Annotated in this window: 10 protein-coding genes; 5 read left to right on the top strand and 5 right to left on the bottom strand. The window is 65.2% G+C overall.

The genetic code is table 11. The annotated features are described in order from the left end of the window. Positions 1-103: 103 nt before the first annotated feature. The gene (locus AC4GY7_RS06025) at positions 104-925 is read right to left on the bottom strand and encodes a ferredoxin--NADP reductase (RefSeq protein ID WP_491112493.1); all 822 of its coding nucleotides are present in this window, start codon (positions 923-925) and stop codon (positions 104-106) included. Positions 926-1071: 146 nt separating this feature from the next. Here AC4GY7_RS06025 and uvrB point away from each other — a divergent pair, with 146 nt between their 5' ends. Continuing rightward, positions 1072-3267 carry an excinuclease ABC subunit UvrB gene (gene uvrB, locus AC4GY7_RS06020; RefSeq protein WP_491112492.1) on the top strand — a complete coding sequence of 732 codons (2196 nt, stop codon included), beginning with the start codon at positions 1072-1074 and terminating at the stop codon, positions 3265-3267. A 19-nt stretch (positions 3268-3286) separates the two neighbouring features. Here uvrB and AC4GY7_RS06015 read toward each other — a convergent pair whose 3' ends face one another. Beyond that, positions 3287-3664: a PRC-barrel domain-containing protein gene (locus AC4GY7_RS06015; RefSeq protein WP_491112812.1), complete on the bottom strand. Its 378-nt coding sequence runs from the start codon at positions 3662-3664 to the stop codon at positions 3287-3289. Positions 3665-3765: 101 nt separating this feature from the next. Here AC4GY7_RS06015 and AC4GY7_RS06010 point away from each other — a divergent pair, with 101 nt between their 5' ends. Further along, positions 3766-4302: a hypothetical protein gene (locus tag AC4GY7_RS06010; RefSeq protein ID WP_491112491.1), complete on the top strand. Its 537-nt coding sequence runs from the start codon at positions 3766-3768 to the stop codon at positions 4300-4302. A 525-nt stretch (positions 4303-4827) separates the two neighbouring features. Here AC4GY7_RS06010 and AC4GY7_RS06005 read toward each other — a convergent pair. After that, a complete protein-coding gene (locus AC4GY7_RS06005) occupies positions 4828-6351 on the bottom strand; it encodes a fumarate hydratase (protein ID WP_491112490.1) in 1524 nt (507 codons plus the stop codon). Between the two features lie 166 nt (positions 6352-6517). Between AC4GY7_RS06005 and AC4GY7_RS06000 the strand changes: the two genes are divergently transcribed. Beyond that, positions 6518-9172, top strand: coding sequence for an EAL domain-containing protein (locus AC4GY7_RS06000; protein ID WP_491112488.1), 2655 nt, complete (start codon positions 6518-6520; stop codon positions 9170-9172). Positions 9173-9220: 48 nt separating this feature from the next. On the opposite strand, the gene AC4GY7_RS05995 is transcribed toward AC4GY7_RS06000, so the two are convergent. Further along, positions 9221-9436, bottom strand: a complete 216-nt coding sequence (locus AC4GY7_RS05995; RefSeq protein WP_491112487.1) for a hypothetical protein — start codon at positions 9434-9436, stop codon at positions 9221-9223. On the opposite strand from AC4GY7_RS05995, the gene AC4GY7_RS05990 reads away from it, so the two are divergent. After that, on the top strand, positions 9423-9662 hold the full coding sequence (locus tag AC4GY7_RS05990) for a hypothetical protein (protein WP_491112486.1): 240 nt from the start codon (positions 9423-9425) through the stop codon (positions 9660-9662). The two genes, AC4GY7_RS05995 and AC4GY7_RS05990, sit on opposite strands and share 14 nt — an antisense overlap. Positions 9663-9700: 38 nt before the next feature. Continuing rightward, entirely contained in the window at positions 9701-10006 is a 306-nt protein-coding gene (locus AC4GY7_RS05985; protein WP_491112485.1) for a 2OG-Fe(II) oxygenase, read from the top strand. Here AC4GY7_RS05985 and AC4GY7_RS05980 read toward each other — a convergent pair. After that, positions 9990-13073 carry a TonB-dependent receptor plug domain-containing protein gene (locus AC4GY7_RS05980; protein ID WP_491112483.1) on the bottom strand — a complete coding sequence of 1028 codons (3084 nt, stop codon included), beginning with the start codon at positions 13071-13073 and terminating at the stop codon, positions 9990-9992. The two genes, AC4GY7_RS05985 and AC4GY7_RS05980, sit on opposite strands and share 17 nt — an antisense overlap. Positions 13074-13561 lie beyond the last annotated feature (488 nt).

Here is a 13561-nt window from a genome sequence, read left to right as displayed (position 1 = left end):
TCAGGGGAGGGGTTGGGGTGGGGCCTGTCCATAAAAACCGACACGCTCGGTGAGACCCTGCCCCACCCCCATCCCCTCCCCTGAAGGGGAGGGGCGAGCCCGATCAATCCACGAACGCGCGCTCGATCACATACGTACCGGCCTTGGCGTTCGACCCTTCCTCGAAACCGATGCCGTCCAGCATCGCCGCCGTCTCGCGGATCATCGCCATGCTGCCGCACAGCATGATCCGGTCCGTCTCCGGATCCAGCTTCTTCGGCCCCTGCACCGGGTCGCCGAACAGCGCGGCGCTCTCGATCAGGTCGCCGATGCGGCCGGTGGTGCGGAACGGCTCGCGCGTCACCGTCGGCACGTAATGGAACTGCGTCGCCGCTTCCTCGGACACCAGCGGATCCTCCGCCAGCCGCGCCTGCAATTCGTCGTGATAGGCAAGGTCGCTGACCTGCCGCACCGAATGCACCAGGATCACCTGGTCGAACATCGCATAGACGTCCGGGTCGCGCGCCAGGCTGAGGAACGGCGCCAGGCCCGTGCCCGTCGAGAAGAAGAACAGCCGCTTGCCGCCGACCAGCGCGTCGGTGACGAGCGTACCGGTCGGCTTCTTGCCCATATACACCTCGTCCCCCGCCTCGATCAGCTGGAGCTTGGAGGTGAGCGGCCCGTCCTCGACCTTGATCGACAGGAACTCCAGCTCCTCGGCATAATGCGGGCTGGCGATCGAATAGGCGCGCATGATCGGCTTGGCGCCGTCCCCATCCCCCGGCAGACCGATCATCACGAACTCGCCGGACCGGAAGCGGAAGCTCGCCGGGCGTTCCACCGCGAAGCTGAACAGCCGGTCGTTCCAATGGCGCACCCACAGCACCTTTACGTTGGCGAAGGCCTTGGTTTCGGGGATCGTCTTGGGGGAACGCAGGTCGGTCATTGCAGGCAGGACTTCGGATCGTTTGCGAAGGGCTCGCATTATGAAGCGCGAGCCCCGGGGTCAACCAAAGCAAAGCTTGCTCGCCCCATTCCCGCATTGCCCCCTCATTGCCGATACGGCGCCGCTCCCCCATATCCGTTCCCGATATGGCCATCCAGATCCGCACCAGCCTCGCCGAACCGGAAACCGGCGAAAGCTTCGTCCCGCACCGCCCCGCCCGCCCCGACAAGGTGGAGGGCGGCCGCCCGTTCAAGCTGGTCAGCGAATACCAGCCCTCGGGCGATCAGCCGACCGCGATCCGCGAACTGGTCGCGACCGCGCGGGCGGGTGAAAAGGACCAGGTGCTGCTCGGCGTCACCGGATCGGGCAAGACCTTCACCATGGCCAAGTGCATCGAGGAATTGCAGCGGCCTGCGCTGATCCTCGCCCCCAACAAGATCCTCGCGGCGCAGCTCTACGGCGAGTTCAAGAGCTTCTTCCCCGAAAACGCGGTCGAATATTTCGTCAGCTATTACGATTACTATCAGCCCGAGGCGTACGTGCCGCGGTCCGACACCTATATCGAAAAGGAATCCTCGACCAACGAATCGATCGACCGGATGCGCCATTCGGCCACCCGTTCGCTGCTGGAGCGCGACGACGTCATCATCGTCGCCTCGGTATCGTGCCTCTATGGCATCGGCTCGGTCGAAACCTATTCGGCGATGATCTTCGACCTCAAGAAGGGCACGACGGTCGACCAACGCGAGATCGTGCGGAAGCTCGTCGCGCTGCAATACAAGCGCAACGACGCCGCCTTCGCCCGCGGCAACTTCCGCGTGAAGGGCGACACGCTCGAAATCTTTCCCTCGCACTATGAGGACAGCGCCTGGCGGATCAGCTTCTTCGGCGACGATATCGAAGAGATCACCGAATTCGACCCGCTGACCGGCAAGAAGGTCGCGAGCCTCAACTCGGTGCGCATCTACGCCAACAGCCACTATGTCACCCCCGGCCCGACGCTCAAGCAGGCGGGCGAGGCGATCAAGCACGAGCTTGCCGAGCGGCTGAAGGAACTGGTCGGCGAAGGCAAGTTGCTCGAGGCGCAGCGGCTCGAACAGCGCACCAATTTCGACCTCGAAATGATCGCCGCAACCGGCAGCTGCGCGGGGATCGAGAATTACAGCCGCTTCCTCACCGGCCGCCTGCCCGGCGAGCCGCCGCCGACGCTGTTCGAATATCTGCCGGAAAACGCCGTATTGTTCGTCGACGAAAGCCACCAGACGGTGCCGCAGATCGGCGCGATGGCGCGCGGCGACCATCGTCGCAAGATCACGCTCGCCGAATATGGTTTCCGCCTGCCCTCGTGCATCGACAACCGTCCGCTGCGCTTCAACGAATGGGACGCGATGCGCCCCCAGACGGTCAGCGTCTCGGCGACGCCGGGCGGCTGGGAGATGGAGCAGACCGGCGGCGTCTTCGCCGAACAGGTTATCCGCCCCACCGGCCTGATCGACCCGCCGGTCGAGATCAAGCCGGTCGAGGAACAGGTGCAGGACCTCATCCAGGAGTGCAGGGCGACCACCGCCAAGGGCTATCGCACGCTGGTGACGACGCTCACCAAGCGGATGAGCGAAGACCTCACCGAATATATGCACGAGGCGGGGATCAAGGTCCGCTACATGCATTCCGACGTCGAGACGCTGGAACGTATCGAGCTGATCCGCGACCTTCGCCTCGGCGTCTACGACGTGCTGATCGGCATCAACCTGCTGCGCGAAGGCCTCGACATTCCCGAATGCGGGCTGGTCGCGATCCTCGATGCGGACAAGGAGGGTTTCCTGCGCTCCGAAACCTCGCTGATCCAGACCATCGGCCGCGCCGCGCGCAACGTCGACGGGCGCGTGATCCTCTACGCCGACCGTATCACCGGCTCGATGGAGCGGGCGATGAACGAGACGCAGCGCCGCCGCGAAAAGCAGGAGGCGTATAACGCCGAACACGGCATCACGCCGCAGACGATCCGCCGCCAGATCGGCGACATCATCGCCCATGTCAGCCAGGGCGATCAGGTCACCATCCCGATCGACGAGGATCGCCCGCACATGGTCGGGCACAATCTGCGCGCTTATATCGAGGATCTCGAAAAGCGGATGCGCAAGGCGGCGAGCGACCTCGAGTTCGAGGAAGCCGGCCGGCTGCGCGACGAGATCCGCCAGCTGGAAAACGAGGAACTGGGTCTGCCGCCCGCCGAGCAGAAGGCGCCGATCATGGGCCGCAGCAACGAAGGCAAGCCGGGCACCCGCAAGACTCGCTACGGCAAGCAGCAAAAGATGCGCATGGGCGGTGGCCGGGGGCGTTGACCCCGGCCGCTCCCGCGCCTCAACCCGCGCTCAGATCCTCGCGGCCCACGCCGTAGTAGCTCGCCACGCGGTCGGCATAGGCCTGGTCGAACACCGGCGCATTGTTCGCCCAGCTCGGCCCGCCCTCCAGCATGCGGCGATCGATCGTCACCACGTACAGGTCGCGTACCGGGTCGAACTGCAGTAGCTCGAACGGCAGGGGGTAGAAGCTCTTGCCCATGCCCAGGAAGCCGCCAAGGCTCAGCACCGCATGCGTCGTACGACCCGACCCCTTGTGCACCATCAGCGCATAGACCGACCCCACCTGGTCGCCGTCGCGACTCTCGACCTTCAGCGAATGGGCCACATTGGACTGCACGAGCAGCTGCGTGGTGGGGGTCTGCGGGTCGGTCGACATCGGATGCTCCTGATTGATGCCGGTGAACCGCCCGGCGCCCACGCCGGTTCCATTCCTGCGTGGGTTGAGGCCCCTGCCCCCATCGCCCATAAGCCCGCGCCATGCGCCGTAATTTCGCCCCCGTTCTGCTCGCTCCGCTGTTCGCCGCCGTCGCCGCCTGCGTGCCGCAGAGCGTTCCGCCTGCCCCCGTGCCCTCCCCGGTGGCCCTGCCCGCACCGCCGCCGACGCCGACCGCGGCACCGCGCAGCAGCGACTGGCGCGACTGGCCGCTGACGCCGGGAAACTGGACCTGGCGCCGCGACGGATCCGGCAGCATCGCGCTGTTCGGTGTCGCCGGCAGCGATGCCCGCCTGACGCTGCGCTGCGATCCGGCCGCACGCCGCCTTTACCTGTCGGTCGCCGGCACCGGGACTGCACCGCTCACCATCCTGACCACCAGCACCACCCGCACGCTCGCCGTACAGCCGACCGGCGGCACCCCGCCCTATGTCGCGGTGGCGCTCGCGCCGTACGACCGCCTGCTCGATGCGATTGGCTTCAGCCGCGGCCATTTCGTCGTGCAGCAGCCGGGCGCGCCGACGCTGGTCGTTCCCGCCTGGGCGGAGGTGGAGCGGGTGACGGAGGATTGTCGCGGCTGAGTCCCGCCCCGCGGCGACGGCGCGGGATGCTCGGCCAAAATGTCCGGCATTACAAGTCTTGCATGTCACGTCTGCCGTGCGCACATTGCACCCGTGGCCGGGCTACCGGTCACTTGGCTATCAACAAGCGAAAGGAGGTGATCCGATGTCTCATGGTTCAGCAGTGGGGTCGGTTCAGTTCGTTCGGGGGACCCGCTTCTAACGCCTGCTGATGGGTGCCGGGGGGTATCCTCCCCCAATCAACGGCATCACGAGGGTTGTTAGAGGCCTCATGGTTTTCCGGGCTGGAGCTCTCCGGCCGCTGACCATGTTTAGGGGCTGTCGGGTCGCCGGGAGGCGCCCGGCAGCCTCTTCTCATTTCTGGGGTGCCGCCTCGCGCGGTGATATGACGAGGGGTGTTCCGTCATTGCGAGCGCAGCGAAGCAATCCAGGGCGTCCTGATCCAACTCTGGATTGCGTCGCTGCACTCGCAATGACGGCCGCAAATGGCCGCGCGTCCCGCTCCCTCAACCGGCGACGCCCCCCCTACGCCGGCGTCAGCAGCCCCTCGCGCGCGATCTTCTCGCGCCAGACCAGCGGCGCCAGCTGGTGGACGTTCTGCCCTTCGCTATCCACCGCCACGGTCACCGGGAAATCGCTGACCTCGAATTCGTAGATCGCCTCCATGCCCAGGTCCTCGAAGCCGACGACCTTGCTGCCCTTGATCGCCCGCGCGACCAGATAGGCTGCGCCGCCGACCGCCATCAGATAGGCCGATTGATGGTCGAGGATCGCCTCGGTCGCCGCCGGGCCGCGCTCCGCCTTGCCGACCATCGCGAGCAGCCCCTGTTCCAGCATCATCCGCGTGAACTTGTCCATCCGCGTCGCCGTCGTCGGGCCGGCGGGGCCGACCACCTCCTCGCCGACCGGATCGACCGGGCCGACGTAGTAGATCACGCGGCCGGCGAACTCGACCGGCAGCGTCTCGCCGCGGGCGAGCATGTCGGCGATCCGCTTGTGCGCGGCGTCGCGGCCGGTCAGCATCTTGCCGTTGAGCAACAGCCGGTCGCCATGCTTCCACGTCGCTACCACCTCCGGCGTCAGCGTATCGAGGTCGACGCGGATCGCCGCGCTGTCCGGCTGCCAGTCGACCTTGGGCCAGTCGGCGAGGTTCGGCGTCTCCAGGTACGACGGGCCGCTGCCGTCGAGCGTGAAGTGCGCGTGGCGCGTGGCAGCGCAATTGGGGATCATCGCGACGGGCTTGGAGGCGGCATGCGTCGGCCAGTCGAGGATCTTGACGTCGAGGATCGTCGAGAGGCCACCCAGCCCCTGCGCGCCGATGCCGAGCGCATTGACCTTGTCGAACAGCTCGATGCGCAGCGCCTCCAGGTCATTGCGCGGCCCCCGCGCCTTCAGCTGCCCCATGTCGATCGCGCCCATCAGCGATTCCTTGGCGAGCAGCATCGCCTTTTCGGCGGTGCCGCCGATGCCGATGCCCAGCATGCCCGGCGGGCACCAGCCCGCGCCCATCTGCGGCAGCATCTCCAGCACCCAGTCGACGATGCTGTCGCTGGGGTTCATCATCTTGAACTTGGACTTGTTCTCGCTGCCGCCGCCCTTGGCCGCGACATCCACCGACACTTTGGTTCCCGGCACCATCTCGACGTGGAGCACGGACGGCGTGTTGTCGCGGGTGTTGCGGCGGGTGAACGCAGGGTCGGCGAGGATCGAGGCGCGCAGCTTGTTGTCGGGGTACAGATAGGCCCGGCGCACGCCCTCGTCGACCACCGCCTGCAGGCTCTGGTCGCCCTCCAGCCGGCAATCCTGCCCCCATTTCACGAACACGGTGACGATGCCGGTATCCTGGCAGATCGGCCGATGCCCCTCGGCGCACATGCGGCTGTTGGTCAGGATCTGCGCGATCGCGTCCTTGGCCGCCGGGCTCTGCTCCGCGTCATACGCCTCGCCGAGCGCGCGGATGTAATCCATCGGATGATAGTAACTGATGAACTGCAGTGCGTCGGCGACGCTCTCGATCAGGTCGGCGGGGCGGATGGTGACGGTCGACACGGGCGAACTCCTTGCGTGCCGCTGCCTTTAAGGCGCAGCCACGCCCACGCCAAGCCGGCCGTGCGCGGACGAAGCCCAGGATCTTTTCAGGGCATTTCAGAATGCGGCGGCAACACCCTTGTTTTCGCAAAACTTTATCAACGAGTGCCGGGCTAAGCCCTCCACCATGCCGCACCTCGTCTCCCGCCACCAATCGGACACCGGCCGTCCACCGGCATCGCTCGCGCACCTGCTGGGATTGCGCGACGACCATAGCGAGGCGGAGGCGCGCACGCAGTCCGTGCGGCTCGCCGCGGTGGCGGCGGTGTGGCCGTTCGTTCTGGCGGCGCAGGCGATCGCCAGCATCCTGCTGGTCGCCGCGACGATCGTCTCGCCGCACGCCTTGTCCTTCGTCGCGCTGGCGCCGATCGTCGGCGCGGCCGCGGTGCCGACGGCGCTAGCCGCCCTGCTGTTCACCGCGCAGACGTTGCGCGAACGGCCGCCGCACGTGCGCAATCGCATCCTGGCGCTGGCCGCCGCCGGCACCGCCGCCGGCCTGTCCTCGCTGCTGTGGGCCACGACGCGCGCGCCCATGGGCTCGGTCCAACTCGGCTGCTTCGTCGCCAGCGCCGGCGCGATCGGCATCGCCGCGATGGCGCTGCATCCGGTCCGCGTCGCCATCCTCGGCTTCGGCGCCGGCCTCGTCGCCATGCTGCCGATCCTGTCCGGCCAGGCGCTTCCCTCGTTCGTCGCGCTGGCCCTGCTCATCTGCCTCGGCGTCGCGACGCTGCGGCTGGCGCGGATCGATGCCGGCCACGTCCACGACCATGCCGCCGAGGCGCGCGAAGGCCGGCTCGCCGCCAAGATGATCGCCGAATTCGAAAGCCAGGGCACCGGCTGGTTCTGGGAGGCCGATCGCCACGGCCGCCTCTCCTACATTTCCGCGAAGGTCGCCGCCGAACTGCGCCAGACGGGCAGCGATCCGATCGGCCGCGCGCTGATCGACGTTTTCCGCATGGACAGCGCCGCGCCGGGCACCGAACGCACCCTCGCCTTCCACCTGTCCTCGCGCACCTCCTTTTCCGACTACATGGTCTGCGCCGCCGACCAGCCGACCGGCGACAGCGAACCCGACCATTGGTGGTCGATCTCCGGCCGGCCGGTCGTCGACGACCTCGGCCGATTCCAGGGCTTCATCGGCTCGGGCAGCGACCTCACCGAAAAGCGCCGCTCGGATGCGGAGATCACCCGCCTCGCGCTGTTCGACGGGCTCACCGGCCTCGCCAACCGGCAGCGCATGCGCCACAGCCTCGACAAGACGCTGCAACAGCAGCAGACCGGCCCCTATCGCCCCGCCTCGCTGTTCCTCATGGACCTCGACCGGTTCAAGGCGGTCAACGACACGCTCGGCCATCAGGCGGGCGATGCGCTGCTGAAGCAGGTCGCGCAGCGGCTGCAACGCACGGTCGGCGACGCCGGCCTCGTCGGGCGCCTCGGCGGCGACGAATTCCAGGTGCTGCTCCCCGGCCTCGACAACCGCGACACGCTGGCATCGCTCGCCAAGGAACTGATCGGCGCGCTGTCGCAGCCCTATTTCATCGCCGGCGTCTCCGTCTCGATCGGCTGCTCGATCGGCATCGCCATCGCGCCGCACCACGGCGAGGACGCCGAGGAGCTGATCCGCAACGCCGATCTCGCGCTCTACGCCGCCAAGGCGGACGGCCGCGGCGTCCACCGCTTCTATTCGGACGAGATGCTCGCCGGCGCCAAGAGCCGCAAGGCGCTGGAGGACGACATGCGCACCACCTTGCAGGACGGCGGCTTCACCCTCGCCTACCAGCCGGTGGTGTCGACCGCCGATGCGCATATCGTCGGCTATGAAGCGCTGCTGCGCTGGGATCACCCGACGCGCGGCACCATCTCCCCCGCCGACTTCGTGCCGGTGGCGGAGGAATGCGGCCTGATCGAAGCGATGGGCGAATGGGTGCTGCGCACCGCCTGCGACGAGGCGGCGGGCTGGCCGGGCAACGTCCGCGTCGCGGTCAACGTCTCGCCCATCCAGTTCGCCAACCCCGCCTTTCCGGCGCTGGTCGCCTCCGCCCTCGCGCACAGCGGCCTCGCGCCGCAGCGGCTGGAGCTGGAGATCACCGAAGGCGTGTTCCTCGACGGCTCCACCTCGACCGACACGATGTTCCGCGCGCTGAAGGGCCTCGGCGTCCGCCTTGCGCTCGATGATTTCGGCACCGGCTATTCCAGCCTCGGCTATCTGCGCACCGCGCCCTTCGACAAGATCAAGATCGACCAGAGCTTCGTGCGCGGTGCCGCGCAGCCGGGCAACCGCAATGCCGCGATCATCCGCGCCATCGTCACGCTCGCCGACACGCTCGGCATGGAGACGACGGCAGAGGGCGTCGAGATCCAGGACGAGATCGATCTCGTCCGCGATCTCGGCTGCAGCCACATCCAGGGCTATGTCTACGGCCGCGGCGTCGCGGGCGCCGAGGTGATCGCCCAGCTCGGCGGTGGCCGCGTCGCGCCCGTCGGCCACAAGGTCAGTCGTGCGCCACGTACCAAGATGCTGCGCTCCGCCCGCATCGCCGTCGGTCGCAACGAGGGCGACGTGCGCATCCGCGACATATCCGCAGGCGGCGCGATGATCGACGGCATCGCCATCGGCGGCGACGCGGTCGGCCTCGACGTGCTGATCGAACTTGTGGAGGACCAGATGGTCGCCGCGAAGATCGCCTGGGCGAAGGACGGCAAGGCCGGCCTGCGCTTCGACGAGGCGTTCGCCGTCGAGCGCCTCGCCCAGCCCCCCGGCCGTCTCCAGCGCCGGGCGTGAGGCGCGCGGGTCCGCGCCGACAGGCGTTAACGCTGCCTTTACCACGTGCTACCCGATGGTCAGCCGCCGGCATGCCCGGCCTTCCGACAGGGACGTTCGATGACCATCCAGGCCGCCTTCGACATCAACAGCCTGGGCCTCGACGAAGCCGCCTTGCGCGCGATGCGCTTCGCCGGCGGCGTCGAGATCGACAATCCCTATATCGGCCCCCGGCTTCCTCAACGGCGAGGAATGCGCGCTGCTGACCGGGATGATCGATGCCAACCGCCGCCCGTCCACCGTCGCCTGGGGCGGCGCCAGTGCCCGGACCAGCGAGACCTGCGCCTTCGACGCCGCCGAACCGCTGGTGCAGTTGCTCGACCTGCGCATCTCGCTGTTCCTCGGCGTCGGGCCGCAGTTCGGTGAACCGATCCAGGGGCAGCGCTATGCGGAGGGGCAGGAATTCAAGCTCCATACAGACTATTCGAGGCGCAGCACCCCGACACGCTGACCAACGCCGCCCGCTGCGGCCAGCGTACCTGAACGGCGATGATCTACCTCAACGAACTCGAAGCCGGGGGCGAGACGTTCTTCCACTATCTCGGCCACGATTTCGTGCCGCAGACCGGCACCATGCTGTGCTGGAACAACGTGGATGCCGAGTGGAAACCCAATCCCCACACGCTGCATCAGGGCAAGCCCGTGATCCGCGGCACCAAATACATCGTCACCAAATGGTTCCGCGAACGCCCCTGGACGGCTCCGCCTGTCAAACCTGATCGGCCCGATATAATCCTGCCTCCGCCCGGTGGGTTGCGGAGGCAGGATATGATTGCACTCAGAACTTGGTCGTAACCGAAAACTGGATGTATCGCCCATAGATGTCGTAGAAGTTCACCGGCGAATTCTGCCAGCCGTTGATCGAATAGCTGTTGTTGCCGCCTCGCGCCGGGATGATCGGAGGATCCTTGTCGAGAAGGTTGTTGATGGTGACACCTAACGTCATCCGCTTCGCGATATTAACGTTGGCTGCCAGATCGAAGTAGCTGTAGACCGGGATCCGCGCAAAGGTGTTCTGCGTCCCGCCCCTGAGGATCGTGCCACTGCGGGTAGCGGAGATATATCGCCAGTTGCCCGAGATCTGGAAGACCCCATCTTGCGCAGTCAGCGTCGCGCGCAAGTTGTGGCGCCATTTCGGTATCGGGTTGCCGACACCATCGCCGAAATAGCCCACGGTTCCCGCCTGATTGGTAACGGACCCCGCACTGGTGACCAGACCACCGTTGAAATCGAGCGCGAAAGTACCCGCCGCCCCGACCGGCAGGTCGTAATGACTTTGGAAATCGTACCCCGTCGTCCCGATCTTGTTAGGCACGTTAAGAACCAGTGAGCTGACGTAGCCAGAGTTGGGATTAGCGATACTGCCGAACAGGGTTCCGTTGGCGTTACGGATGAATTGCTGGCAGGAGATCCGGTTGAGTTCCGTCGGCTGAGCCGAATAGTTTATGCAATTGCCGATGATGCTGTCTTGATCGAGCCCAACGATCTGGTTCGTGTAACGGATTTCGTAATGGTCCACCGAAAAGCTGAAGCGTGGAATGAACCGTGGGGTCAGCACGAGTCCATAGGTCAGCGTATTCGCGGTCTGAGGGCCAAGCGCAGGATCCACTGCACCGTTTCGGTAGATGCAGCCGGCCGTCGGGCACAGGAGCGCGGCGGTTCCGTACGTCGAGGGTTGGAAACCGGGCTGCAACGCGCACGCTTCGCGGCTGGCCGAAGGTGCGCCGCCAGCCGGATTGGGACCGCATGGATCGACGAAGTTCAGGCTGCGGCTGAAGTTGATGCTCTGGGTTGCTTCGAACACATTGGGTGCGCGCGAGGCGAAGTTCCGCGCCACGCGAAACCGAATGTCTTCCACCGGCGCCCAGGTCCCCTCCAGCTTCCACGTGCTGAAGAAGGTTCTGGTCGAGGTGTCGTAGTTGGAAGCACGATAGCCGCCGCTGAAGCCGAGCAGATGGGTCCACGCTTGATCCTGAACCAGCGGGATCTGCATCTCGGCGGCAAGTTCCTTTGCTGTCTGCGTGCCTCGCGACGATGACGATGGATTGGGCGTTCCCTGGATGATCGTATTATAGTCTGCGCTCGTGAAATTCGTTGCGATATCGCGACGAAATTCGGCGCTGAGGCTGATCTGCACGCCGTCGTTGGCCAAGGGCGAGCGGATACCGTAGTGTCCCAGATCGCCGCTGACGTTGGCCAGCACGTCGACGAAATAGCTGACGTTCCTGGTCGGGCCGTTGGGCGCGTATTGGAAGATGTACTGATAGGCAGCCGGATCGCTCGAATCGCCGCGGAAGATATCCAGCGGCACGCACGACGGATCGGTTCCGTTGACCTTCGATACGCAGGTCGGCACGCCGTTCACATTGACGACGTTCAGCGCCTTGGCGATGTTCGCAGCGGACGGTGACCAATTGCGATTGATTGCACTCTTGATGAGCGATTTGGCCCACACGCCACCGACATCGTAATGCCAGGCACCAGCGAAATCGCCGCGCACCCCCAAGGTGGCACGATTATAGATTTGCTTGTAATCGATCGTGCGTGTCGGGAAATTGGCGAACCGATAGCCGAAGTCGATCGGAACGGTCGCTGCCGTACCCGCCTGTGCTCCGCATAGCACCTGCGCCTGCTGGGCTGAGATCAGCGGGTTGTTGCAATTCAGCTGGTACCCGCCGGCACCATTGAGTTGCTCACCGATCGTGGCGGGCAAATATGTGCCCTGACTGGTGTTTCGCGTGTACATGTAGCTGCCGTACGCTTCAGCCCAGTCGGCCAACTTGAGCGATAGGAACCCCCCGCCATTGTAGCGTTCGTTGGCGCGCAGCATCTGATAACTGCTGTCCATCCGATTCTGACGGTCGGTCGTGGCGTCCTGTGTGTTGCGATAAGGCCGGAAGATGCGGCTTACACCATCCCTCGCATTGATCTGCGGGGTCCCGCCATTCAGATTGTAGATATATCCATATCGCGAATAGATGGTGCTATCGCAACTCAGCGCTCCATCGATGCCAGCTTGCAGCAGGTGGCACGCCTGGGTCGAACGTGACGGATAGGGCAGGTTATCGGTGTGACGATAACTGAAATAGCCCGAGATCGACAGGCGGTCGTCCAGCAGACGCGTTCCGGCCGTGACATTGATGGTCGCGCGCGCACCATCGTTCGTCCAACCCAGTGGTATGGCGAAGCCCCGGGACTGAGCGACATCCGTCACGATGTTGCGGCGGTTGAAGTGGTTGAAGAAGCCGTAATTGGCATCGACCTGGACGCCTTGGAAATTTTTCTTGAGAACGAAATTGACGACACCTGTCAACGCGTCAGGCCCGTAGACCGCCGCCGCACCGCCGGTGAGGACGTCGACTCGCTCGACCAGGGCAGGAGGAATGGAATTGACGTCGGCTGCTACCTGGCCGCCAAGGCGCTGACCATCCAACAGCACGAGAGCCGCCCCGCCTGAACCACCGATGTTTCGCAGATTGACACGTGCGGTGCCGTTGCCTTCATCGTCGGCCTGGGGATTGTAAGGCACCACTTGCGGCAGACGGTTGAGCACATCTTCGATGTTCACCGCGCCGCTCAGCTTGATCTCTTGCGCGGATACGGCCTGGATCGGTGCAGCAGACGCAAGATTGGGGTTTACGATGCGCGAACCCGTTACGACGATGTCGCCGGCATTGTCCTCTGCCTGGTTCGATGATGTACCGTCTGTCAGCCGTTCGTTCTCACGTTCGGCATTCCTGCGGCTCTGGCCCTTTGCACCATCGTGTTGGGCAGCATCTGCCTGCTGCGCCTGTGCAGCAACCGGCATGACGCAGATCGTCACAAAACAGCTTGTTGCGAGCAAAAGATGCTTATTTCTCATTGTCTTCCCCTCTACTGGCGGCCCTGTCCGCCTTCGCTTGCCTGGTAATGGCTTCGCGGCTCTTCGGCCGGTCTTTAACTTGAGCCGCAACGTTTCGGCTGGTCGTCCAGCGTCGCGTGCAAACCAACCTAAGTCGGATCATTATGATACCGTATTATAGCCAATTCTGACCTATTAAAAGGCCTATTCGGTCATAGTCGCGGCGGTCAAAAAATTTTTGTTCCTGCCCCGTTCCCTTGCACTTTGCGAAACCCGCAGAAGTCCGCGCGTCGTTCGCGATGCGCGGCGCCGTCCGCCCGCTCGGCTACCGGAACCCCATCGCCTCACCGACATTAAGCTCTTGCCTGCGGTGGCGGTTTGCCACAATTTGTAGGGGTTGAGTTCGGGGGCGGACCCAATTGCTGGTAGAGGACGAAGACCCTATTCCTTGGGGACGGGGTCGCACGGCACGCTGCGGCGTCGCGATGTGCTTATTTTGTTCTCACGGC

It is taken from the genome of Sphingomonas sp. SP5, assembly GCF_058313455.1.
The sequence above is the reverse complement of the archived record's forward strand: the minus strand, read 5'-3'. Positions and strand labels throughout refer to the sequence as shown.

What these genes read in the sequence shown, in the direction of transcription:
- AC4GY7_RS06025 (WP_491112493.1), bottom strand. Translation starts at nt 925, where the DNA reads ATGACCGACCTGCGTTCCCCCAAGACGATCCCCGAAACCAAGGCCTTC.
- uvrB (WP_491112492.1), top strand. Translation starts at nt 1,072, where the DNA reads ATGGCCATCCAGATCCGCACCAGCCTCGCCGAACCGGAAACCGGCGAA.
- AC4GY7_RS06015 (WP_491112812.1), bottom strand. Translation starts at nt 3,664, where the DNA reads ATGTCGACCGACCCGCAGACCCCCACCACGCAGCTGCTCGTGCAGTCC.
- AC4GY7_RS06010 (WP_491112491.1), top strand. Translation starts at nt 3,766, where the DNA reads ATGCGCCGTAATTTCGCCCCCGTTCTGCTCGCTCCGCTGTTCGCCGCC.
- AC4GY7_RS06000 (WP_491112488.1), top strand. Translation starts at nt 6,518, where the DNA reads ATGCCGCACCTCGTCTCCCGCCACCAATCGGACACCGGCCGTCCACCG.
- AC4GY7_RS05990 (WP_491112486.1), top strand. Translation starts at nt 9,423, where the DNA reads ATGATCGATGCCAACCGCCGCCCGTCCACCGTCGCCTGGGGCGGCGCC.
- AC4GY7_RS05985 (WP_491112485.1), top strand. Translation starts at nt 9,701, where the DNA reads ATGATCTACCTCAACGAACTCGAAGCCGGGGGCGAGACGTTCTTCCAC.
- AC4GY7_RS05980 (WP_491112483.1), bottom strand. Translation starts at nt 13,073, where the DNA reads ATGAGAAATAAGCATCTTTTGCTCGCAACAAGCTGTTTTGTGACGATC.